This window comes from Roseomonas sp. F4 (assembly GCF_053891155.1).
The window spans coordinates 56824-79129 of sequence record NZ_JBSSHK010000005.1 but is presented as its reverse complement, the minus strand read 5'-3'; the positions used below and the strand labels follow the sequence as shown (position 1 = coordinate 79129).

The following is a 22306-nucleotide window of genomic DNA, read 5'->3' as shown; positions in this document are numbered from 1 at the left end:
GACCGCAGGTGCGAAGGCACCGAAGGTCTGAATCACGCGATCTAAAACGCCATCAGGTTCTCCCGAAAGGTCTTGTGCGGATAGTCGCGCCGGGTCAGGCCCCGGCGCTGCAAGGCCGGCACCAGCCCGTCGCAGATCTCGGCGATGTAGCGGCGGGTGAAGTCGGCATGGACGATCAGGAAGCCGTCGCCGCCGGCCTCGACTATCGCCTCCTCCATCATCCCCGCCACCTGGTCCACCGTGCCGGTGAAGTGGATGCCGATCTCGGCATTCATGGCGAGCTCGCGCGGTGTGCGGCCGGTGAAGTTGTCGACCAGCGACTGGTGCCCGTTGCTGGTCTGCTTCTGCAAAGGCTCATCCAGCGGGAATTTGGAAAAATCGATGCCGCTGAGGCGGGAGAGGGAGGCGAGGTGCTGGTCGCGATGCAGCGCCACATCGGCTTCCTGGATGCGCCGCCGTTCCTCCGCCGCCTCCCGCGTGTGGTCCACCAGCGGGTCGATCAGGAACAGCACCTTGATGCCATCCGGGTCGCGGCCCAGCGCCGCGGCATCGGCGCGGATGCGATCCCGCGTCGCCTTCATCGCGCCCACATTGCGCACAGCGGTGATGATGGTGTCCGACCAGCGTGCGGCGAACAGCCTTCCGCGCGAGGACCCGCCCGCCTGGCACAGCACCGGCCGCACCTGCGGTGAGCGTGGCGCGCTCAGCGGGCCGCGGGAACTGTGGTAGCGGCCCTGGTAGTTGATGGCGTGGACCTTGCTGCCATCGGCGAACATCGGCGCCTCCCGGTCCAGCACCATCGCATCCGGATCCCAGCTTTCCCAAAGCTGCGTCACGATCTCGGCGAATTCGTCGGCGCGGTCGTAGCGCTCGTCATGCTCGATCTGGCGCTCCATGCCGTAATTCTGCGCGCCGCCGTCATTGCTGCCGGTCACCATGTTCCAGCCGACGCGGCCCTCCGTCACATGGTCCAGCGAGTTCATCAGCCGGGCTAGCAGGAAGGGCGGGTATTCGGTGGTGGACATGGTCGTCACCAGCCCGATGCGCTTGGTGGCAGAGGCCATGTAGGGCACCAGCACCGCAGGATCGAGCTTCGGCGCCGCCATGGCGTATTTCAGATAGGCGTCATGCGTGCCCCGGTAGGTGTAGGGGACGTTGCAGCTATCCTCCATCATCACATAGTCGAAGCAGGCGCGTTCCATCGACTTCGCGAGATCGACGAAGAGATCGGGCATCATCCAGCGCGACTGGTCGCCACCCCAGTCATAGCGCCAGGCCTTGGGGCCATAGCCGCGGGAGACGAACCAGGCGAGGTGGAAGGGGGCACAGATCACGGGGCATCCTTTCGGCGGAAAGGCGGCTGGTGAGTCCTGGCCCAGGGCAGGCGCTTGTGGGATGCGCCTTGGATGCCGAGTGCAATGAAAGTTGCGGGTCCTGTCAAGCACGCCGGTGGCTTGACCCCGCGCCTGCACGATGGTCGCCTGGGATCGCAATGCGGAGGAACGACAAGATGAAAGCCTGGGCCGTGGTCGAAGCGAGCAAGCCGCTGCAGGAGATCGAACTTCCGACGCCGGAGCCCGTGGGTAAGCAGGTGCTGCTGGAGGTGACCCATGCCGGCGTCTGCCATTCCGACATCCATGTCTGGGAAGGCGAATGGGACCTCGGCAGCCGCGGCAAGATGAAGCTGTCGGATCGCGGCGTGAAGCTGCCGTTGGCCATGGGGCATGAGACAGTGGGCCGCGTGGTGAAATGGGGACCCGAGGCCGAGGGGCAGGGGCTCGCTGTCGGCCAGATCCGCATCGTCTTCCCCTGGGTTGGCTGTGGGACCTGCGCCAAGTGCCGGGCGGAGGAGGACAATATGTGCCTCCAGGGCAAGTCGCTCGGCATCTTCCAGAATGGCGGCTACGCCACGCATATCCTGGTGCCGGAACCGCGCCATCTGGTCGATCCGGGCGATATCGACCCTGCGCTGGCCGCGACCTATGCCTGCTCGGGCATCACCGTCTATTCGGCCATCAACAAGGTGATGCCGATGCCGCCGGATGTGCCGATCGTGCTGGTCGGCGCTGGCGGGCTCGGCCTGCAGGCGATCTCGGTGCTGAAGGCGATGGGCCACAAGCGCATCGTCTCGGTCGATCTCAGCGCGGAGAAGCTGGAAGCGGCGCGGCAGGCCGGGGCCTCCGACACCTTCCAGCCGGGCGGAGACGACACGGTGCAGCGGCTGACGGCGCTCTGCGGCGGGCCGGTGGAGGCGATCATCGACCTGGTGAATGGCAGCCAGACCGCGCGCATGTGCTTCGATGCGCTGACCAAGGGCGGAACGCTGATCCAGGTCGGGCTGTTCGGCGGCGAGCTGACCGTGCCGCTGCCGGTGATGGCGATGCGGGCGCTGACGGTGCGCGGCAGCTATGTCGGCAATCCGAAGGAACTGCGGGCGCTCGTGAAGATCGCCCAGGGCGGCGGCCTTCCCGGCATCCCCATCACGCGGGAACCGCTGCGCAATGCCGACAGCGCCTTGCAGCGGCTGCGCGAAGGCAAGGTCACGGGACGCATCGTGCTGACGGCGGAGGCTGCGTAGCCCGCACGCGCCGTGTTACGCTGGGGCATGCTGACCGACACGGCTGCCCCGCCTACCACGGCGCCCTATGTGCCGCCCTTTCCGCCGCGACCGGAGAAGGGCCTGCCGCTGCGCCAGATGCTGAAGCTGGCGCGGGAGAACTGGCTGGCGATCTGGGCCAAGTCTTCCTTCGAGCGGGACGTCTATGGCAGCCGCCTGCTGACCCGCGACGTGGTGGTCTGCAACAGCCCCGATTCCGTCCACTACGTCTTCGTCGAGCGGCATGAGAATTTCCAGCGCAAGAGCCCGCAGCATCGCCATGCGCTGATCCCGCTGCTGGGCGATGGCCTTTTCGTCAGCGATGGGCCGCTGTGGCGGGAACGGCGCCGCGTGGTGGCGCCCGTCACCCATGTCTCCCGCCTCGCCGAACTGGCGCCCGCCATCACCGAGGCCGCAGCCGAGCGCCGCGACGCCTGGCGCGCCTTCCCGCCCGACCGGCCTGTGGATGTCTTGGCGGAGATGGGCCACCTCACCGCCGAGATCATCTGCCGCACCATCTTCGGCCGCGCCCTGGGCCGCGATGCGGCGAAGGAGGTGGTCGCCGCCTTCGCCGAATACCAGGCCTGCATCGGCCAGACCGACCTGCTGTCCCTGTTCGGCCTGCCCGACTGGTTTCCCCGCTTTCGCAGTCCCGCCGTGCGCAGCTCCGCGCGGCGCATCCACCAGGTGGTGGACGGGCTGATCGCCGACATCCTGGACCGGCCGGGCGAGGGTGAGGCCTCCCTCATCCGCGCGATGTCCGAGGCCAAGGTCCCCGGCACCGACCGCCCGATGGACCGCCGCGCCTTCCGCAACGAGGCCATCGTGCTGTTCATGGCAGGCCACGAAACCACGGCGAATACCCTGGCCTGGGCGCTGTTCATGCTGTCCCAGGACGCGCCCAGCGCCGCCCGGCTGGTGGCGGAGGTGCGGGGTGCGCTGGGTGGCCGCGTGGCGACGCTCGCCGACCTGCCGAACCTGCCCTTCACCCGGGCGGTGGTGGAGGAGACGCTGCGCCTCTATCCCCCTGTGCCGCTGTTGTCGCGGGAGGCGCTGGGGCCGGACCGGATCGGCGACCGGCCGGTGCGCAAGGGCACCATCATCCTGGTCAGCCCCTGGCTGCTGCACCGCAAGCCGGGCCTCTGGGACCAGCCGGACGCCTTCATCCCGGACCGCTTCCTGCCCGGCGCGCCAAAGCCGCCGCGCCACGCTTATATCCCCTTCAGCACTGGCCCACGCATCTGCACCGGCATGCATCTGGGCCTGGCCGAGGCCACGATCTGCCTCGCCGCGCTCGCCGGCCATTTTGAGCTGACGCTGGAGCCCGGGACCAAGGTGATGCCCGTCGCCCGGCTGACGCTGCGGCCGGGCGAAACCCTGCCGATGCGGATCGCCCCGCTTGGTTGACCATCTCTACCGGCCGCCGCCCTGGCGCTGGGCGGACCGCCAGGCGCTGGCGCGCTATTGGCTGCGCGACCCCCTGCAAGGCCTGGCCGACTGGCTGCCGCATCAGGCGATGCGCCTGCTGCCGACTGAGGGCGCCTCCGCCGTCGGAGCCCGGCTCGGCCTGCGCGGCGGGCGCAAGCGGCAGGTCGGCTCCGACCGCGTGCGCGCCTTGCTGCGCCAATTGCGGCCGGAGGCCTCGGCGGAGCAGATCGAGGCGCTGCTTCTCGCCCATTGGTCGCATGTCGGTCGCTGCTTCGGCGAATTCGCCGCCCTGTCCCGCTTCCGGGCGGAGGGGCGGATCACCGTGGAGGGCGCGGAGCATGTGCTCGGCCCCTGGCAATCCGGCCGGCCGCTGGTCGTCGCCGGGCTGCATGTGGGGAATTGGGAGGTGGTGCATGCCGGGCTGGCCATGCTCGGCATTCCCTTCCATGCCATCTACCAACGCCTGCCCAACCGCTTTCGCATGCGCATCGCCGACAAAGCGCGAGGCCGCAGCCGCAGCGTGGCCGGGCCGCAGGCCTCGGTCGCCGTGGCGCCGACGCTGGGCGCGGTGTTCGAAGGGCATCGCATCCTGGAGGCCCGCGAGGCCGCGCTGCTCTATTACGTGGACGAGTTCTGGGAGGGGCGGGTGCATGCGCCCTCCCTCGGCCGGCCGCTGCGGATGGACGGCAATATCATGCGCGCGGTGCGCCTCGCCTCCGCCACCGGGGCGGCGCTGGTGCCGGCCTATGCGCTGCGGCTGGGGGAGGCGGCGCGCTTCCGGCTGACCTTCCTGCCGCCGGTCGAAATCGGCCCGCCCGGTCGCGGCCGCGCGGCGGTGCTTCAGGATATCGCGGCGCTGGACGGGGTGGTGGAGGATGTGGTGCGCGCCCATCCCGAACAGTGGTTCATGGCCCACGTCTTCCAGCCCGATCGGTAATTACCGGTATGGCTGCCCCGTCACCGGGTCGCAGGGCGGGTCCGGCGTGGCCGGGATGGCGTGCAGCGCGCGCTCGCGCTCGCCAGGGCGGATGGTGAACTGCTCCGGCGGGTCGCCGGGAGGATAGGCACCAACCACCAGCAGGTCGTCGGACTGGCCGAGATTGCGATGCGCCGTGCCGGCCGGCAGCACCACGACATCCCCGGCGGCGAGGTCCAGCGTCACCCCGGCCTCCGCCCCCAGCCGCACCCGCACATGGCCACAGGCGATGGCCAGCGCCTCATGCGCATTGGGGTGCTAGTGGTCGAAATCGTAGATGCCGTTGCGCCAGGCGGGCGGCCAGCCATGCCGGGCGAACAAGGCCTCCGCCGCCGCCGGGTCACCGGGCGTGGTGGCACCCCGGTGCAGCAGCACGGGCAGTCTTGCATTGTTCGGGATCTGGCCGCCTTGCGCGGCGCTGTCCGGGAGCATCAGGCGCTCCGCGCCATCCGTGCCGCGTTCATGCATCGAAGCCTCCTCAACCGCTGGCAGCCCGACGCGCCAGCAGCCTTGGAGTTGCCCTCGGGGAGTTGCCCTCGGGGAGTTGCCCCTGGGGAGCTGCCGTCTTCAGCGGCCCAGAAGCTGCTCCGCCAGGCGCTGATGCTGCGCGGCGTGGGGGGAGGGAGCGTCGGCGACCTCGGTGTAGCGCGGCCCCTCGGCGGTCATCATGCGCGTGCCGGCGGGGCGGTTGTAGATGAAGCCGTGGGTCGGATAGGTGCGGCCGAAGCTGCTGCTGTCATGGCCGACCTGCACGCGAACGGCGGTCCAGTCATTGCGGTCGGAGACATCCTGCACGACCACACCGCGCATCACCGTGCCGCGGCGGATGCCGGGACCACCCCAGTTGGAATGGTCGATATGGACGGTGCGGGGGCCGGCCACATGGCTGACCACCGCGACATGGCCACGCGCCATGCCGCCGGAGGAGGCGAAGGCCAGCACGGAGCCACGCTCCGGCGCCTGGCCACGGGCATAGCTGCCGGCCGCGTTGTTCCACCAGTGGCGGGCGTCGCCGGAGATGTTCATGCCGGTGGCCATGCGGGCGAAGGGCACGCAGGACAGGCCGGAGGAGATGGAGACGGGCAGGATCGGCGTGCCGGCACCGGCGGCATGGGACTGGCGCATCACGCCGAAGCTGGCGATCTGCTGAAAGCCGCTGGCGGACGGGCTGCTGGCGCCGCGGGTCGCGGAAATCGGCGCCGGCCGGGCGGCGGAGGCGGTGCTGCGGCTGGCCTGGCCGCGCTGCGCGGCGGTCGCCTGGCGCGTCGCATTGGCACGGGCGGTGTTCTGAGGGCTGGCCGCCGGGCGGGCGGGGGCGGAGGTGCGGGCCTGGCTCTGCACGGCACGGCTGCTGCGTTCAGAAGCGTCGGCCGGCGGGGTGAAAGCTGCGCTGCCCAGCAGGATACAAAGTGCGGTAAGCGTGCTTTTTGCCCGCATCGACTATCCCCTGCTTCGCCTGCTTGGCGGCCCGTTATGGGTCGCCTGGGGATTGCGGTACCCTCCGTCGGTTCCGCTGGGCAACCCGCTGTGATGAAACACAGCGAAATACGCGACACTTCGTTCCAGACACCCCAGGCGAGGACCTCAGGAACAGATCATCTTCCTAGGCTGAAACCTGTTGAAACACGAAGCCACAGTGTTGCGGCCGAAATACAACAGTTGAAACACGGAAACGAGAGGTGCTCGGAGCGAGTCACATGGCTGTCATGTTGTTGCCGAATGGGTCCGTTCGCCCCCCGGCAGGACCCCGCGCCGGAAGCCGGCGCGGGGAAGGCACCGTCGCTCAGCGGCAGGCGGTGACCATGATCTCCACCAGATGGCGCGGATCGGCCATGTTCGCCTCGACGCAGGCGCGCACCGGGCGGCCGGCATCGCCCAGCCAGTTGATCCACACCTTGTTCATGGCGTCGCGGTCGCGGATGTCCTTCAGCCAGATCTGCGCCTGCAGCAGGCGGGTGTTGTCCGTGCCATTGGCTTCCAGGGCGGCGGTGATCTTCTCCAGCACCTGCTGGGTCTGGCCGGTTATGTCCTGGGACAGGTCATCGGCGGTCATGCCGGCGAGGTAGACGAAGTTGTGGTACTCCACCGAGGAGGACAGGATCGCGTTGCTGCCCTGGCGGGTGATCTTGGACATGAGCGGAGCTCCAAAGGGTTTGGCGCCCGTTTCCTAAGCTTGGTCGGAACGGGCGGCAAGGTGAGCGCCCCGCGGATCGGTGCGATGCCCGATGTTGCGCGCTGGACGACGCGCGGGCCGAAACCGGCGCCTGTCGCGGATCAGCCCTCGCGCGGTGGCTGATTCTCGCCATGATCGGCCGCGCCGGTCACGGCGCAGCCACAGAAGGGGCAGCGCGCCAGCCGGGCGAGCTGCGGCGCCAGGGCCGGCGGCAGGGGCCGGCCTTCCAGCAGCTTCTCGACCTCCGCCTGCAGGGCCGCGTGGCTGTCGGTTGCCGGGCAACCCGTGCCGTAATCGGCCAGGGTTTCGGCCGTTGGCGCTTCCAGCCGGAAGGCCCCCGCGGCGATCGGCGTCATCGCCCCGGCGACGGGCAAGCAGCTCAGCAGGGCGCGGCGAGGGGTCGTCATGCGGGGGATGATAGCCCTGTGATTGGCGGCTACGCCACCACGGCGTAGCTGCTGCCGGAGGCGGCGGCGCCGATCATCGCCTCGAACACCGCCACCCCATGAATCGCCTCCTCCACCGGCAGCGGATAGGCGAGGCCACCGGCGACGGCGGCCGCGAAGGCGGCCAGCTCGGCCGCCTCGATATCGGTCTTGGGGAAGGTTTTGGTCCAGCCCTCGCCTTCGCGCGGGGTGAAGGACAGCGTCTCAAGCCCCTGCATTTGAAGGATACCTTCGGTCCCGAACAGCGCGATACGCCAGAAGGAGGGGGCGAGCGCCAGAGTCGCGAAATTCACCGTGGCGCCGGATTCCAGCAGCCCCAGCATGGCCGTGGTGTCGTCGATGGTCTGGCTGACCCGGGCGTGGCTGTGCACCGTCACCTGACGGAAGCGGCCGGCGAGGTTGATGATCATGTCGATCATATGGATGCCCATGCCGCCCATGCCGCCGAGCGGGCTTTCCGCCCGGTCGGCGCGCCACATGCCGGGCTGGTAGGCGCGGGCGCCGGGGCCGCCGAAATGACCCTCGACATGCAGCAGCGTGCCCAGCGCGCCCTCCGCCAGCATGGACTTCATCAGCGCGGTGGAGGGCAGGAAGCGGCGGTTATGGCCCAGCGCCATCACCACGCCGGCCGCCCGGCAGGCGGCCACCGCGGCGGCGGCGCTGGCACGGTCGAGGGTGAAGGGCTTCTCCACGAAGACATGCTTGCCGGCCTGCGCCGCGGCGATCACCTGCTCGGCATGCTGGGCATGCGGCGTGGCCAGCACCACGGCCTGCACCTCCCGGTCCGCCAGCACGGCGGCGAAGTCGGGCAGGATGCGGATGCCCTGCGTCGCGGCCCAGTCGCGCGCCTTGTCCGGGCTGCGGGTGCTGCCGGCGACGAAGCGGACCGACGCATCGGGGCGCCCCTGCACGCTGTTCACCAGCACCTGGCCCCAGCGGCCCATGCCCACGATCGCCGCGTTCAACATCTGTCGTCTCCCAAAGGGGGTGGTGGTGATTCGAGTTCGGCTTCCATGCGCTTCAGCCGCGTCACGCCCCAGGCGAAGACGGTCAGGAACAATGCCACCGCCACCAGGGTTGGCCATTGCAGGCCGAAGACCTCCCCGGCCGCGCCGAGCGACAGCGCTCCCAGCGCCGGGAAGGCGCGGGTGATGAGGCCCCAGAGGCTCAGCATGCGGCCGCGATAGGTGGTGTCCGTCGCGCTCTGGATCAGGGTCTGCACGCTGATCCCGTGGATCGAGGCGAAGCCGCCGATCAGCGCGGCGCAGAGCATGCCGAAGGGGAAGAAGCTGGTGGCGACGAAGCCCACCGTGGCCACCGCCTGCGCCAATGCGGCGAAGACCGCCAGCCGCGTCGTGCCCTGCAACCGGCCGCGGGAGGCCACCCAGAGCCCGGCGCACAGCGCGCCCACGCCGAAACAGGCGGTCAGGATGGCGAGGCTTTCGGCGCCGCGCCCGAACAGGCGCTCCACGAAGGGCGGCAGAATCTCCTGCACCCCGCGCAGCATCAGCGCGCCGAGCGCGGCATAGAGCAGGATGGGTCCGAGGCCCGGATGGCGCGCGGCATAGCGCAGCCCCTCCACCACCTCTCCGAACAGGCTTTTGGACGCGGGGTGGCCCTGACGCTCCTTGGGATCGACCCGCAGCAGCCAGATCGAGACGCAGGCGAAGACATAGCCCACCGCATTGCCGGCGATGGCCGGCACCACGCCCCAGATGGCGATCACCGGCCCGGCGATAGCGGGCCCGATGAAGCGCGCGGTGGCGAAGCAGAGCGAATTGGCGGCGACGGCGGCCGGCAGGTCGGCCCGCGCCACGATCCCCGGCATCAGCGTCTGCCGCGCCGGCTGGGCGAAGCTGGCGGCGATGCCGCCGATCACCTCCAGCACCAGCAGGATCGTGATGGTCATATGGCCGCTGAAAGTGATGCCGGCGACCAGTGCGGATTGCAGGGCGATCGCCACCTGCGTCCACATCGCCAGCTTCACCCGGTCCACCCGGTCCGCCATCGCGCCGGCCAGGGGGCTGATGAACACCGCCGGCGCCAGGTCGCAGAATGCGACCATGCCCACCCAGAAGGCGCTGCCGGTCAGTTCCCAGGCGAGCCAGGACACGGCGATGCGCTGCATCCACAGCCCGGTCCAGGCGACCATGGAGCCGGAGAAGAACAGCCGCGAATCACGGGTGGAAAGGGCGCGCGCCAGCGCGCCGGAGGAGGCCACGCTCCGTCAGCGCGTCCGGGCGGGCGCGGGGGCGGGGGTCGGGGCGAGGGCGGGCCCGCGCAGGCATTCGGCGATCAGCCTGTCGCGGTCGATCTGCGACGCGCCGCGATCAGCCTCGAGTCGGCTGAAAGGCGTGGTGCCGGAAACGCCGCGACTCGATTCGGTCTCATCCGTGCGCATCAACTGACCACGCTCCCGGTACTGCACCACCCGCGTCGCCTCCGCCCGGCAGGCTTCATAGGCGGCGTCGCGCTGGCCGGCCGGCACCGGCGGCGGGGCGCTGATCGGCTGCGGCAAAGGCAGGGTGCAGGCCCCCAAAAGCAGCAGGGCGGTGCAGGCGGGCAGGCGGATCGGGGACATGATCGGGACTTTCGGGGTCGGCGCGTCAGGCCGGGACGCGGGAGCCGGGCAGGCCGCGCGACAATAACCCGCGAAGCGCCTCCGCGTCGAACCTCGCCCCGGCATCCAATGGCATCACCGCGGCGGCGCGCAGCAGGGAAGGGTGCAACTCCACCCCCTCCGCCGTCACCGCGAACAGCCCGGCCATCCAGCCGCTGCGCGCCATCACCTCCACCAGGGCCAGCAGCCGCAGGCACAGTGCCAGGCCGGGCAGGGTGGCGAGGTTCGCCCGGCGGTCCACCGCCTCGGCCCAGCACCGGGCGTCGCGATCGGCGATGGTCAGCACCGTGGCGCTGCCATCCGGCCCTTGGAACAGCAGGGTGCGTGTCGGACCCCAGCGGCCGGCATGGGCATGGGCGCGCGCCGCGTCCCAGGCGCCCAGCAACGCATCCGGCGTCACGGCGGGCAGGGCCTCGGGGGCGAGCGGCACGGCATAGGTCAGGCCGCCATCGGGCGCCTCGGCCAATTGGATCGAAAGGGTCGGCATTGTCGCAATGTGGCATCGCCGCGTCCGGACACCAGTCCGCATCTTCGCAAGGCGGCTTCGCAAATCGGGCGGGCCGTGGCGTGATGGCGGCATGACCGATCCCAACCGCCTGACCGCCACCGAAGCCGCCCGCGCCATTGCCGCCGGCCGGCTTTCCGCCCCGGATCTGATGGAGGCCTGCCTGGCCCGCGCCGCCGAACGCGAGCCGGAGGTGCGCGCCTTCGTCCATCTGGACCCCGCCGCCGCCCGACGCGCCGCCGCCCGCGCGAAGCCCGGCCCGCTGCATGGCCTGCCCTTCGCGGTGAAGGACGTGCTGGACACGGCGGAGGCGCCCACCGGCTATGGCTCGCCCATCTGGGCCGGGCATCGGCCGCGCGGCGATGCGGCGGCGGTCGCGGCGGCCAAGGCGGCGGGCAGCGTGGTGATGGGCAAGACCGTCACCACGGAATTCGCCACCCGCCATCCCGGCGCCACCGCCAATCCGCACAACTTGGCGCATACGCCGGGCGGTTCCTCCTCCGGCTCCGCCGCCGCGGTCGCCGATTTCATGGCGCCGCTGGCCTTCGGCACCCAGACGGCCGGCAGCATCGTGCGGCCGGCGGCCTTTTGTGGCGTGGTCGGCTTCAAGCCGAGCTATGGCACCTTCCACAGAGGCGGTATGAAGGTGTGTTCGGAAAGCCTTGATACCATTGGCATCATGGCCCGCAGTGTGGCGGATTGTGCCCTCGCCATGGGCGCCATGACCGGCCGCGACTACCCCGACCCGGACGCGAAGCGCGACCGTCCACCGCGCCTGCTGCTCAGCCTGGGTCAGGCGCCGGAGGCCGCAAAGCCGGAGACGGTGGCGCTGCTGCACCGCGTGGCGGAGGCTGCCCGCAAGGCCGGCGCCGAGGTGGTGGAAGCCCCGCTGCCGCCCGCCCTGCTGCTGGCGGCGGAGCTGCATCCCTTCATGATGAACATGGAAACCCGTCAGGGCCTCGCCTGGGAATATGCCGAGGCGCGGCCGCAGATCTCCGCCGTGCTGCTGGACCGGCTGGACTGGGCGGGCGGCTTCCCACCGGCCAAGCTCGGCGAGGCGCGCCGCGCCGGCATGGCCGCCCGCGCCGCCTTCCTGGACTGGACGGCGGGCTTCGATGCGGTGCTGACCCCCTCCGCCCCCGGCGAGGCGCCCGAAGGGCTGCACCACACCGGGGAGGCGACCTTCAACCTGCTCTGGACCATGCTCTACGGGCCGAATGTGACCATCCCCGTCGGCACCGGGCCGAAGGGCCTGCCGCTGGGTGCGCAGCTGGTGGGGCGCATCGCGGAGGACCCGGCGCTGCTGGCCACCGCGCGCTGGGTGCAGGCGGCGCTAGGCTAGGTTTCGCAGGCGCGCCGCCGTCTCGGCATCCGCCGGGTAGAAGGCCTCGATCGCGAGTTCGGAGAGGGTCACCTCCACCGGCGTGCCGAAGACCGTGGTGGTGGAGAGCAAGGCGAGCCGCCCGGCCGGGCTGTCCAGCAGCAGCGGCACCACCACGCCGCCAGGGACCAGCGCCGGTGTGGTCGGCGCGGCCTGTGGCGGGGCGGGCAGGGCGCGCAGCTCCGCCAGCAATTCGGCCAGCACCGCGTCGCCGCTGGCCTCCACCTGCCGGTGCAGCCGCTCCAGCACATGGGCGCGCCACTCGAAAAAATTGCCGATGCGGGGCGCCAGGCCGGCCGGATGCAGGCTGAGGCGCAGCACATTCACCGGCGGCGCCATCAAGGCCGGGTCGGCGAGGCCCGCCAGAAGCTTCGGCAGCACCGCATTCGCCGCCACCAGATGCCAGTGCCGGTCCACCGCCAGCGCCGGGTTCGGCGCCTGGGCGTCCAGGATCATCTGCAACGCCTCCCGCACCCCGCCCATCCCCGCATCCTCGCGATAGGCCGGCGCATAGCCGGCGGCGAGCAGCAGCGTGTTGCGGGCGCGCAGCGGCACGTCGAGCTGGGTGGCGAGGCGCAGCACCATCTCCCGGCTGGGCCGGGCGCGGCCGGATTCCACGTAGCTGAGATGCCGGGTCGAGATGTCGGCATCGAGGGCGAGGTCAAGCTGGCTGCGGCGGCGGCGCTGGCGCCAGTCGCGCAGCAGGGTGCCGATCGGGGGATGGGATGTGGACATGGCGGTGACCCTACGCCGGTCCGGCACCGCTTTCCCATGACCTCCGAGGTTATCGCGCGGTGGCGGCGGAGGGGTGTTGGGTGGGGTCCTCGGAACCCGAAGGAGCACCCCGATGCCCAAGACCCCGATGCTGAAACTGGCGCTACTCGGCGATGCCGCCGCCTGCGCCGCCTCCGGCCTGCTGCTGGCCGCCGGCGCCGGCGCGCTGGCCGAACCGCTCGGCCTGCCGGAGGCGCTGCTGCGCGGCGCCGGGCTTTTCCTGCTGCCTTGGGCCGGATTCGTGGCGATGGTGGGCCGCCAGGCGCAGCCGGCGCGCGGCGTGGTGCGCGTCATCATCGGCATGAACGCGCTCTGGGTGCTGGGCAGCCTGCTGCTGGCCGGCGGCGTCTTCGGCCTGGCGCCGACCGGGCTGGGCATCGCCTTCATTCTGGCTCAGGCCGCGGCGGCGGCGGGCTTCACCGCGCTTCAGGCCCTGGCGCTGCCGGCGCGGCAGGCGCTGGCATGATCCGCACCCGCGACGGCGTCGGCCTCTTCCATCGTGAGGCTGGCCAGGGCGCGCCGGTGCTGTTCCTGGCGAGCTGGTCGCTGCCGAGCGACAGTTGGTACCCGCAGATGCAGGCCATGGCGGCGGCCGGACTGCGCGCCGTCGCCTATGACCGGCGCGGCCATGGCCGCTCCGACGACCCCGGCCGTGGCTGGGATTATGATACGTTGGCGGGCGATCTGGCCGATGTGCTGGCCGCACTCGACCTGCGCGACGTCACCCTGGTCGCCATGTCCGGCGCGGCCGGGGAGGCGGTGCGTTACCTGACCCGCCACGGAGGCAGCCGGGTGGCGCGGCTGGCGCTGCTCGGCCCGACCACGCCGCTTCTGATGCAGCGCCCGGACAATCCGGACGGCATCCCGGAGGCGGCGCTGTCGGCGCTGCGGGAGGAGCTGCGGCAGGATTTCCCGGATTGGCTCTCGCGCAACGCCCGCGCCTTCGGCGGCCCCAGGCCGAGCCAGGCCATGCTGGACTGGATCTGCGGCCTCGCCCGGCAGGCCAGCCTGCCCTTCCTGCTGGGCTTCCACCGCAGCCTGACGGAGACCGATTTCCGGGCCGAACTGCCGGCGCTGGATCTGCCGGTTCTGGTGATCCAGGGCGATGCCGACGCCACCTGCCCGATCGACCTCACGGGGCGCCCGACCGCGGCGCTGGTGCCCGGAGCGCGGTTGCTGGTGCGGCCGGGCGCGCCGCATGGGCTGATCGTCAGCGATCCGGATTGGCTGGCGGCGGAGCTTGTGGCCTTCGCCACCGGCTGAGGGTCAGCCGGCGCGCTTCTCCGCCTCGATCAGCATGGCCAGGAAGCTGGTGACCTTGGCGGGCCGGAAGCGGGCCGCCGGCAGCACGGCGTGGATGCCGCCCGAGGGCAGCTCCCACTCCGGCAGGGCCCGCACCAGCTGCCCGGCGGCTAGCGGCCCCGCCACCAGGAAATCCGGCAGCACCGCCAGCCCGGCCCCGGCCTGCACCGCCGCCAGCACGCCCGGCGTGGTGTCGATCGCCAGCGCGGCCTCGAGCCGCACGGTCCGGCGGTCCAGGGCGCTGCGCGCAAACTGCCAGACCAGCGGGTCGCGCAGCGCGGCATGGGCGATGAAGGGCAGGCGGGCGACATCCTCCGGCGCGCGCAGCGCGGCCAGGGCTTCCGCGAAGGCGGGGTTGGCCACCATAAGCTGCCGGAAGCCGCCGATCCGCCGAGCCTGCAGGCTGGAATCGGCCAGCCAGCCGACGCGGATGGCGAGGTCCAGAGCGCCGGAGACCAGGTCCACCGTCGCATCGCCCAGCGTCAGCTCCACCCGCATCGCCTTGTGGCGCGCGAGATAGGCGGCGACCACCGGCACCAGCCGCGCCACGCCATAGTCGTTCGGCGCCGTCACCCGCAGCGTGCCGGTGGGCTCCGCCACCGCCTGGGCCAGCTCGTCATAGGCATCCTCGGCTTCCCGCAGCAGCAGGGTGCAGCGGGCATGGAACAGGCGGCCGGCCTCGGTCGGGTTCACCCGGCGGGTGGTGCGGACCAGCAGGGTCGTGCCGGTTTCGCGTTCCAGAAGCTGCACCTGCTGGCTGACCACCGCCTTGCTGATGCCGAGGCGCGCGGCGGCACGGGTGAAGGACCCGGTGTCCACAACGGCGGCGAAATAGGCCAGGCGGTTCAGGTTCATGCCTGGCAGCAGGCCGACCCGTGCCCGTATTGTCAATCATAACCATACGGTATGTCTGATCTGTCGGTCTTATCGCGTCAGTGCCCCGGTGCCATTTCGAGGCGGCAGGAGCACCGACATGACCGCCAGGACCCCCATCACCTACCTCCACGATCCGCTCTGCGGCTGGTGCTACGGCGCCAGCCCGGTGCTGGACCGGCTGGCCGCCCTGCCGCGCGTGGAACTGGAACTGGCGCCGACCGGGCTGTTCTCCGGCCCCGGCGCGCGGCCGATGGATGCGCGCATGGCCGCTCATGCCTGGTCCAACGACCAGCGCATCGCGCGCCTCACCGGCCAGGACTTCAGCGACGCCTATCGCCGCCAGGTGCTGGGCGATGCCACCCGCCCCTTCGATTCCGGCCCCGCAACCCTGGCGCTGACCGCCGTGGCGCTGGCGGCACCGGCGCGCGAACGCGCCGCCCTGAAGGCGATCCAGCAGGCCCGGTACGTGGACGCCGCCGATATCACCGATGTCGCGGTCCTCATCCGCCTGCTGACCGCGCTGGAACTGCCGGAAGCGGCCGCGCGCCTGGCCGCGCCGGATGCCGCGCTGCTGGACGCGATGCGCCGCCGCACCGCCGAGAGCCAGGCGCTGATGCAGGCGATGGGCGCGGAAGGCGTGCCGGCGCTGGTCGTCGGCCGTGGCGCCGACCGCCGCCTGATGCCGGCGCGCCTTCTGTTCGGCGGGGCGGATGCCCTGCTCGAAAGCCTCGCAGCCGCTTGATCACCCCCCAAGAGGAGACCCACCGATGACCACCCGGAGACTGCTGATGACCGCTTCCCTCGCCGCCGCTGCCGCCGCGGCCACGCCCGCCCAGGCCGCCGGCCTGACGCTCCGCGCCCTGCCGGCCGGCCCCACCGGCTTCTTCCGCGCGCCCGTGCTGGTCACCGGCGCGACGGAGGCCGTGCTGGTCGATGGCGGCTTCACCCTGTCCGATGGCCGCGCGGCCGTGGAAGCGGTGCGCGCCAGCGGCAAGCGCCTGACCACCATCTATGTCAGCCAGAGCGACCCCGACTACTACTTCGGCCTGCGCCCGCTGCGGGATGCCTTCCCCGAGGCCCGCATCCTCGCCGCGCCCGAGACCATCGCGGCGATCCAAGGCAATGTGGAGAAGAAGCTCGCCACCTGGGCCCCGCAACTGCGCGACAATGGGCCGGCTACCCTGGCGGATGTGGTGATCCCGGCGCCCTTCACCGGCAGCGCGCTGCAGGTGGATGGCGCGGCGATCGAGATCGTCGCCGCCGAGGGCATGGAGAACCGTCGCTACCTCTATGTGCCGGAGCTGCGGGCGGTGGTCGGCGGCGTGCTGATTTTTGCAGGCGTGCATGTCTGGACCGCCGATACCCAGACGCCCGCGCTGCGCGCCGCCTGGCGGGCGAACCTCGAGCGGATTGCGGCGCGTCGGCCCGCCGTGGTGGTGCCGGGCCACATGACGCCGCAGTCGCCGACCGACCTCTCGGCCGTGGCGCATACCCTGGCCTATCTCACCGCCTTCGAGGAGGAGCTGGCCAAGGCCGCCAATGGCGCGGCGCTGAACGCGGCGATGAAGGCGCGCTTCCCGGGCCTCGGCATGGAGGTCGCGATCGACATCGGCGCCCGGGTCGCCACCGGCGAGATGCAGTGGGGCTGAGCTTGCGTTAACCCGCGGCCAAGATGCTGCGTAGTGTCAGCAGGCGCATGCCCGCGCGTTCCATGTTGCGGTGGCTGCCGGACAGATAGTCGGCGCCGCCGCAGACCAGCCCGGCACCTGCGGCGAAGGCATCGGCCCGCCGTCTCGCCAGCAGTCGCATATGCAACCCGCGGTCCCGCTGTTCCGGCATGGTGGCAGCATCGGCGCAGTAGCCGATACCGTCGCGGAGATAGAGGGTGCCCACGGCCGCCGGCGTGCCGTCCTGCTGCGCAAGGTACAGGGACCAGCCGGGCTCCCCGAGCCAGCCCCGCACATTGGCCCGGAAACCGTCGCGATGCGCCGCCGGAAAACCCCAGGCGGCGAGATAGGTATCGAGGAAGCGTTCCATCGCTTCCGGTCCCGCGATGGCCTCGATCCCCGCTTCGTCGCCCCCCGGACCGGACATCCCCACCAGCCCGGCATGGAAGCCGGCCGGCAGGAAGCCGCGCAGGATCAACTCGCGCGCCAGTTCCGGCCCGTGCGCCATCGGCTCCACCACGATGCGTGGGCTTGCGCCGGCCGCGCGGTACCAGTCCAGCAGCGGCGCAACCAGCGCCGCGTCGGCGCCGCCCAGGCCCAGGATCCGATTGAAGGATGGCGAGGGGATCTGCCGGGCCATCAGCGCTACCACCTGGCGCTCCCGCCGCACCGCGATGCCCATGGGATTGCCGGGCAGGCGTTCCAGCACCGCCATGCGCGACAGCGTATAGGCGAGTTCGACATCCGCGACGCGGCGCACCAGATCGGCGGTGCTGGCCGCCGCGGTCATCGCTTGCCGGCGAACTCCGGCAGGCCCTTCAGGCTTTCCGTCGTGTCGAAGTCGCGCAGCACGGCGTCGCTCGCCATCTCCACCTCCACCATGCGGTCGGCATGCTGGGCGGCCAGGTGGCGGGCGCCGATATCGCCGGTGATGGCCAGCATCTGCGGCAGGAATTCGCGCGACCACAGCATCGGGTTGCCCTGCTTGCCGCGGAAGGTCGGCTGCACGATGGCGCGGCTTTCCTCCGGGTCGAAGGCGGACATCAGCCGGTCGAACATGGCGGCGGTCACCAGCGGCATGTCGCCGAGACACACCATGATGCCCTCCGCCTCCGGCGGCACCGCTGCCAGCCCGGCCTTCAACGAGGCCGAGAGGCCGTCCGCATAATTCTCCGCATGGGCGAACAGCACCGGGCGGCCCGCCAGCGCCTCCTCGATCCGCTCCCGCTCATGCCCCGTCACGACGATGACGGGGGAGGCGTGGGAGGCCAGGACATTGTCCACCACCCGCAGGATCATCGGCACGCCCTTGCTGTCCGGCACCAGCAGCTTGTTCAGCGGCGCCATGCGGCGTGACCTTCCGGCGGCGAGCACCAGGGCGCAGACCGTGCGCGCGCGGCGCGGGGCGCTGGTCAGCGGTGGGGTGCGCGGTGCCTCGGCACGGGGCAGGGGGCGCTGCTCGATCTCCTTCAGCAGCCCGCCGACGCCCATGCCCATCACCTCCCGCGCCGTCACCTTCCGGCCGGCGAAGATGCGGGCGAGGATCCAGTCGAAGCCGTTCAGCTTGGGGCTGCGGGCGCAGCCGGGCAGCACCAGGGCCGGCACCTCGCCGACCCGGCCGAGGCAGATCAGGTTGCCCGGGTCCACCGGCATGCCGAAATGCTCGATGGCGCCACCCGCGCGCAGGATGGCGGCGGGGCCGACATCGCGCCGGTCCACCACGGCGGAGGCGCCGGCGATCAGCAGCAGCTCCGCCCCGGCGCGCTTCAGGCGGCCGAGCGCATCCGCCACGGGCCCTTCCTCATGCCGCACACGCTCCACCGGCAGCATGGTGCCGAGCAGGGCGCGGATGCGGGTTTCCGTCGCCTCCACCGCGCCTTCCATGACGCTTTCCTTGATGCCGGGCAGCTCCGTCAGCACCAGCCCGACGCTGAGCGACTGGAAGGGCTGCACCGCCAGGGCCGGCCCGGCGCGGCGGCCGCGGGCAATGGCCTCCACGACGGAGAGCACCCGGCCGGGCACCGCGAAGGGGATGATCTTGATGGTGGCGAGCATCTCCTTCGTCTCGACCACGCTGTGATTGGGCAGCGTGGCGATGGTGACGCTTTCATCCACCGCGTTGATCCGCTCGATCAGGGCGGCGTCGAGCGAGAACAGCCCCGGGCTTTCGGCGAAAAGGTTCACCCGTCCCGTGGCGGCGCGGGAACGCGCGATCAGCGGCGCCATCAGCGCATCGGCGATGCGATCCGCCGCCTCATCCTCCGGCACATCGCCGGCATCAAGACGGGCGGTGATGACGTCACGGCGCCCGGCGTCACGCAGCGCCGCGATCGCCGCCTCGTCCAGCACCGTGCCCTTCTTGAGGACCTTGCCCGTCAGTCGGACGGTGTGGGCGAGGATGGCGCCGCGCGCTTCCTCCAGCGGGGTGGGTCCGAAGTTCATTTCTTTTCCGATTTTGGCCCGCGGCGGGATTCGATGATCTGGGCGAGGATGGAGACGGCGATTTCCGGCGCCGTCACCGCGCCGATATCGAGACCCACGGGCGCATGGATTCTGGCCAGTTCCGCTTCGCTCAACCCGGCCTCCCGCAGCCGGTCGAGCCGCTTGGCATGGGTGCGGCGGCTGCCGAGGCAGCCGATGTAGAAGGCGGGGCTGCGCAGCGCCACCTCCAGCGCCGGGTCGTCCAGCTTGGGGTCGTGCGTCAGGGTGACCACGGCGGTGCGCGTATCCGGCGCCAGCGCCGTCATCGCCTCATCCGGCCAGTCGCCGGAGATCGCGACCTCCGCACCCAGCCGCTCCTCGGTGGCGAAGGCTCGGCGCGGATCGACCACGGTGACGGCATAGCCGAGCCGCGCCGCCATCGGCACCAGCGCCTGCGCAATATGCACCGCGCCCACCACGATCAGCCGCAGCGGCGGGTTCTGCGGCTGGATGAACCAGCTTTCCTCGCCGAGCGTCACATTGCGCGCGGCGTCGGCGCGCAACGCGGCCTGGGCCTCGCTGGCCAAAGCCTCCGGCACCGAATCCTCGGGGAACAGCATCTGCGCCCCATCCGGCAGGCGCGTCAGCAGCGCCACGGGGCGCTTCGCCGCGCGGGCGGTGGTCAGGCGGGCGAGAAGTTCGGGGGTCATCCGAGCTTCTCGACAAAGACCTTGAGCTTGCCGCCGCAGGCCAGCCCGACTTCCCAGGCGCGATCGTCCGAAATGCCGAAATCCAGCAGCTGTGGCACGCCGGACTGCATGGTCTGCCGTGCCACATCGGCGACCGCGCCCTCGATACAGCCGCCGGACACGCTGCCCTCCATGCGGCCGGAGGCCGTCACCACCAGGCGGGAGCCGGCCGGGCGCGGGGAGGATCCCCAGGTCTCCACCACGGTGGCGATCGCCACATCTTCCCCCTGGGCACGCCAGGCCGCGGCGGTCGCGAGAATGTCTTCCGAATCAGCGCTCATGCCGCGCTCCTCATCCGCCCGGCTTGAGGTCCCGACAGAACGGAGACCAGATCGCGCAGGCTTGCCAGATTATGGACCGGGCGAAAATCGTCCACATGGGGCAGCATCGCCCGGATGCCCTGCGATTTGGGCTGGAAGGCGGCGTAACGCAACAGCGGGTTGAGCCAGATCAGCCTGCGGCAGCTTTTCTGAAGCCTTTCGGTCGCTTCCGACAGGCCGCGCGCACCTTCGCGGTCCAGTCCATCGGTAATCAGCAGCACCACCGCCCCCTGGCCGAGCACCCGGCGCGACCAGAGGCGGTTGAACAGATCCAGCGAATCGCCGATGCGCGTGCCGCCGGACCAGTCCGGCACGGCCTTGGCCACGGCCTCGAAGGCCACCTCGGCGTCGCGATGGCGCAGCGGGCGGCTGATATTGGTCAGGCGGGTGCCGAACAGGAAGCTGTGCACCCGGTCGCGGTCATTCGCCACCGCATGCAGGAAATGGATGAGGATCTGCGCATAGCGGGCCATGGAGCCCGAGATGTCGCAGAGCGCCACCAGCGGCGGCGGCCGCACCACGCGGCGGCGGCGCGATATGTCCAGGATTTCGCCGCCGGTTCGCAGGCTGTCCCGGACGGTGGCGCGCAGATCGGTGAAGGGGCCGCCGGGATCGGCGCGGAAGCGGCGGGTGGGGCGGGCATCCAGCGGCAGCACCAGCTTCGCGATCTCACGCTTGGCGGCGGCCAGCTCGGCGGCGGACATCGCCTCGAAATCCATGTTTTGCAGGCGTTCGCGCTCGCTGACCGTGAAGGTCATGTCGACGCGGTCCTCGGGCGGCTCCTCGACGGGCTTCGGTGGCTTCGGACGGTCGCCCTGTATGGCTTCCGCGAGGCGGCGGGCGGCGGGGGGCGGCTTCTGCTGCTCCTGCATGCCCTCCATCATCGCCATGGCGGAGGCATGGCGCGCGGCTTCGGGGTCGCGCCAGAACATGCCGAAGGCCTGGTCGAAGATGAAAAAATGCTCGTGGCGGTGGACCATGGTGGCGCGCAGCGCGGCATGGACCTGGCCGCGCTCACCGAGGTCGATCTCGGTCAGCGCCGCGGCGCCGGCCAGCATTTCGGTCGGCCCGACCGGAATCCCGGCGCGACGCAGCAGCCGCCCGAAGGCGAGAAGATTGCCCGCCAGCGCGCCGCCCGGACCCACCGGCGGCAGCGAGAGCGCCGCCTTGGGGGGTATCACGCCGCCGCCGCCCCCTTGGCCTCGGCGACAAGTCGCGCCGCTTCGGCGCCGCGAATGCGGGCGATATCGTCCTGGTACTTCAGCAGTGCGCCCAGTGTCTCATCCACCAGGGCAGGCTCCAGCTCCCGCGCATCCAGCGCCGAAAGGGCGGCCGCCCAGTCGATGGTCTCGGCGACGCCGGGCGGCTTGAAGGTATCGGCGTTGCGCACGGCCTGGACGAAGGACACCACCTGGGCCGACAGCGTCTCGCTCACCTGCGGGGCGCGCAGCTTCAGGATCGCGCGTTCGCGGGCGGCGTCGGGATAGTCCACCCAGTGATACAGGCAGCGGCGGCGGATGGCGTCATGCACCTCCCGCGTCCGGTTGCTGGTGATGATGACCACGGGGGGCGTCGCCGCCTTCACCGGGCCGAGTTCCGGGATGCTGATCTGGAAATCGGCCAGGATTTCGAGAAGAAAGGCCTCGAAGGGCTCGTCGGCGCGGTCCAACTCGTCGATCAGCAACACCGCCGGCGCGCCTTCCAGCGCATCCAGCAGCGGACGGGATTGCAGGAAGCGCCGGTCATAGATGCCGGCTTCCAGCGCCGCGCGGTCGCTGGCCTCTCCGCTGGCCTCAGCTAGGCGGATCGCCATCAGCTGCCTGGCGTGGTTCCACTCATAGGCGGCGGAAGCCAAGTCCATGCCGTCATAGCATTGCAGCCGCACCAGCCGGCGCGGCAGTTGGGCGGCGAGGACCTTGGCGATTTCGGTCTTGCCGGTGCCGGGCTCGCCTTCCAGGAACAGCGGGCGGCCCATGCGCAGCGCCAGATGGACGGTGGTCGACAGCTGGCGGTCGGCGACATAGCCGCCTTCCGCCAGCATCCGCTGCGTGGCCGGCACGTCCGCGGGCATG

General features: G+C 71.0%; 26 protein-coding genes. 8 read left to right on the top strand and 18 right to left on the bottom strand.

The genetic code is table 11. From position 1 onward, the window contains the following. Window positions 1-41: 41 nt before the first annotated feature. A complete protein-coding gene (locus ACVFYP_RS20110) occupies window positions 42-1334 on the bottom strand; it encodes an NtaA/DmoA family FMN-dependent monooxygenase (protein WP_499202002.1) in 1293 nt (430 codons plus the stop codon). Window positions 1335-1510: 176 nt separating this feature from the next. On the opposite strand from ACVFYP_RS20110, the gene ACVFYP_RS20105 reads away from it, so the two are divergent. Genes ACVFYP_RS20105 through ACVFYP_RS20095 form a run of 3 tightly spaced genes read left to right on the top strand, consistent with a single transcriptional unit; the run spans window position 1511 to window position 4961 of the window. After that, window positions 1511-2578 (top strand): alcohol dehydrogenase, encoded by a 1068-nt coding sequence (locus ACVFYP_RS20105; protein WP_499202001.1) that lies wholly within the window; start codon window positions 1511-1513, stop codon window positions 2576-2578. A gap of 27 nt (window positions 2579-2605) precedes the next feature. Beyond that, a complete protein-coding gene (locus tag ACVFYP_RS20100; RefSeq protein WP_499202000.1) occupies window positions 2606-4003 on the top strand; it encodes a cytochrome P450 in 1398 nt (465 codons plus the stop codon). Next, window positions 3996-4961 (top strand): lysophospholipid acyltransferase family protein, encoded by a 966-nt coding sequence (locus ACVFYP_RS20095; protein WP_499201999.1) that lies wholly within the window; start codon window positions 3996-3998, stop codon window positions 4959-4961. The genes ACVFYP_RS20100 and ACVFYP_RS20095 overlap by 8 nt, the downstream gene beginning before the upstream one ends. Here the strand turns inward: ACVFYP_RS20095 and ACVFYP_RS20090 are convergent, their stop codons facing one another. From ACVFYP_RS20090 to ACVFYP_RS20050, 9 genes are all read right to left on the bottom strand, one after another. Further along, window positions 4962-5186 carry a hypothetical protein gene (locus ACVFYP_RS20090; protein ID WP_499201998.1) on the bottom strand — a complete coding sequence of 75 codons (225 nt, stop codon included), beginning with the start codon at window positions 5184-5186 and terminating at the stop codon, window positions 4962-4964. 72 nt (window positions 5187-5258) lie between these two features. Beyond that, window positions 5259-5468 carry a hypothetical protein gene (locus ACVFYP_RS20085; protein ID WP_499201997.1) on the bottom strand — a complete coding sequence of 70 codons (210 nt, stop codon included), beginning with the start codon at window positions 5466-5468 and terminating at the stop codon, window positions 5259-5261. Between the two features lie 99 nt (window positions 5469-5567). Continuing rightward, the gene (locus ACVFYP_RS20080) at window positions 5568-6341 is read right to left on the bottom strand and encodes a CHAP domain-containing protein (protein WP_499201996.1); all 774 of its coding nucleotides are present in this window, start codon (window positions 6339-6341) and stop codon (window positions 5568-5570) included. A 442-nt stretch (window positions 6342-6783) separates the two neighbouring features. Next, window positions 6784-7134: a RidA family protein gene (locus tag ACVFYP_RS20075; protein WP_499201995.1), complete on the bottom strand. Its 351-nt coding sequence runs from the start codon at window positions 7132-7134 to the stop codon at window positions 6784-6786. Window positions 7135-7274: 140 nt separating this feature from the next. Then, the gene (locus tag ACVFYP_RS20070; RefSeq protein WP_499201994.1) at window positions 7275-7580 is read right to left on the bottom strand and encodes a hypothetical protein; all 306 of its coding nucleotides are present in this window, start codon (window positions 7578-7580) and stop codon (window positions 7275-7277) included. 29 nt (window positions 7581-7609) lie between these two features. Further along, the gene (locus tag ACVFYP_RS20065) at window positions 7610-8587 is read right to left on the bottom strand and encodes a Gfo/Idh/MocA family protein (protein ID WP_499201993.1); all 978 of its coding nucleotides are present in this window, start codon (window positions 8585-8587) and stop codon (window positions 7610-7612) included. Next, entirely contained in the window at window positions 8581-9840 is a 1260-nt protein-coding gene (locus tag ACVFYP_RS20060) for an MFS transporter (RefSeq protein WP_499201992.1), read from the bottom strand. Before ACVFYP_RS20060 ends, ACVFYP_RS20065 begins: the two co-directional genes overlap by 7 nt. 6 nt (window positions 9841-9846) lie before the next feature. Further along, a complete protein-coding gene (locus tag ACVFYP_RS20055) occupies window positions 9847-10200 on the bottom strand; it encodes a hypothetical protein (RefSeq protein WP_499201991.1) in 354 nt (117 codons plus the stop codon). A 25-nt stretch (window positions 10201-10225) separates the two neighbouring features. Continuing rightward, window positions 10226-10726 carry a hypothetical protein gene (locus ACVFYP_RS20050; RefSeq protein WP_499201990.1) on the bottom strand — a complete coding sequence of 167 codons (501 nt, stop codon included), beginning with the start codon at window positions 10724-10726 and terminating at the stop codon, window positions 10226-10228. A gap of 91 nt (window positions 10727-10817) precedes the next feature. Between ACVFYP_RS20050 and ACVFYP_RS20045 the strand changes: the two genes are divergently transcribed. Then, on the top strand, window positions 10818-12086 hold the full coding sequence (locus ACVFYP_RS20045) for an amidase (RefSeq protein ID WP_499201989.1): 1269 nt from the start codon (window positions 10818-10820) through the stop codon (window positions 12084-12086). Here ACVFYP_RS20045 and ACVFYP_RS20040 read toward each other — a convergent pair. Continuing rightward, complete coding sequence (locus ACVFYP_RS20040) at window positions 12078-12860, bottom strand: helix-turn-helix domain-containing protein (RefSeq protein WP_499201988.1); 783 nt, start codon at window positions 12858-12860, stop codon at window positions 12078-12080. The genes ACVFYP_RS20045 and ACVFYP_RS20040 overlap by 9 nt on opposite strands. A 112-nt stretch (window positions 12861-12972) precedes the next feature. Here ACVFYP_RS20040 and ACVFYP_RS20035 point away from each other — a divergent pair, with 112 nt between their 5' ends. Further along, the gene (locus ACVFYP_RS20035; protein ID WP_499201987.1) at window positions 12973-13365 is read left to right on the top strand and encodes a hypothetical protein; all 393 of its coding nucleotides are present in this window, start codon (window positions 12973-12975) and stop codon (window positions 13363-13365) included. Further along, the gene (locus ACVFYP_RS20030; protein WP_499201986.1) at window positions 13362-14162 is read left to right on the top strand and encodes an alpha/beta fold hydrolase; all 801 of its coding nucleotides are present in this window, start codon (window positions 13362-13364) and stop codon (window positions 14160-14162) included. Before ACVFYP_RS20035 ends, ACVFYP_RS20030 begins: the two co-directional genes overlap by 4 nt. 3 nt (window positions 14163-14165) lie before the next feature. On the opposite strand, the gene ACVFYP_RS20025 is transcribed toward ACVFYP_RS20030, so the two are convergent. Further along, entirely contained in the window at window positions 14166-15056 is an 891-nt protein-coding gene (locus ACVFYP_RS20025) for a LysR family transcriptional regulator (protein WP_499201985.1), read from the bottom strand. Window positions 15057-15174: 118 nt separating this feature from the next. Here ACVFYP_RS20025 and ACVFYP_RS20020 point away from each other — a divergent pair, with 118 nt between their 5' ends. After that, the gene (locus tag ACVFYP_RS20020) at window positions 15175-15819 is read left to right on the top strand and encodes a DsbA family protein (RefSeq protein ID WP_499201984.1); all 645 of its coding nucleotides are present in this window, start codon (window positions 15175-15177) and stop codon (window positions 15817-15819) included. A 25-nt stretch (window positions 15820-15844) separates the two neighbouring features. Further along, window positions 15845-16726 carry a hypothetical protein gene (locus ACVFYP_RS20015; protein ID WP_499201983.1) on the top strand — a complete coding sequence of 294 codons (882 nt, stop codon included), beginning with the start codon at window positions 15845-15847 and terminating at the stop codon, window positions 16724-16726. A gap of 7 nt (window positions 16727-16733) precedes the next feature. Here the strand turns inward: ACVFYP_RS20015 and ACVFYP_RS20010 are convergent, their stop codons facing one another. From ACVFYP_RS20010 to ACVFYP_RS19985, 6 genes are read right to left on the bottom strand one after another with little or no spacing between them, the layout of a single operon-like run. After that, complete coding sequence (locus tag ACVFYP_RS20010) at window positions 16734-17534, bottom strand: hypothetical protein (RefSeq protein WP_499201982.1); 801 nt, start codon at window positions 17532-17534, stop codon at window positions 16734-16736. After that, complete coding sequence (locus ACVFYP_RS20005) at window positions 17531-19186, bottom strand: NTP transferase domain-containing protein (protein WP_499201981.1); 1656 nt, start codon at window positions 19184-19186, stop codon at window positions 17531-17533. Before ACVFYP_RS20005 ends, ACVFYP_RS20010 begins: the two co-directional genes overlap by 4 nt. Then, on the bottom strand, window positions 19183-19875 hold the full coding sequence (locus tag ACVFYP_RS20000) for an XdhC family protein (RefSeq protein ID WP_499201980.1): 693 nt from the start codon (window positions 19873-19875) through the stop codon (window positions 19183-19185). The genes ACVFYP_RS20005 and ACVFYP_RS20000 overlap by 4 nt, the downstream gene beginning before the upstream one ends. Next, on the bottom strand, window positions 19872-20195 hold the full coding sequence (locus tag ACVFYP_RS19995; protein WP_499201979.1) for an XdhC family protein: 324 nt from the start codon (window positions 20193-20195) through the stop codon (window positions 19872-19874). Before ACVFYP_RS19995 ends, ACVFYP_RS20000 begins: the two co-directional genes overlap by 4 nt. After that, window positions 20192-21415 carry a vWA domain-containing protein gene (locus ACVFYP_RS19990; protein ID WP_499201978.1) on the bottom strand — a complete coding sequence of 408 codons (1224 nt, stop codon included), beginning with the start codon at window positions 21413-21415 and terminating at the stop codon, window positions 20192-20194. Before ACVFYP_RS19990 ends, ACVFYP_RS19995 begins: the two co-directional genes overlap by 4 nt. Continuing rightward, window positions 21412-22305: an AAA family ATPase gene (locus ACVFYP_RS19985; RefSeq protein ID WP_499202540.1), complete on the bottom strand. Its 894-nt coding sequence runs from the start codon at window positions 22303-22305 to the stop codon at window positions 21412-21414. Before ACVFYP_RS19985 ends, ACVFYP_RS19990 begins: the two co-directional genes overlap by 4 nt. Window position 22306 lies beyond the last annotated feature (1 nt).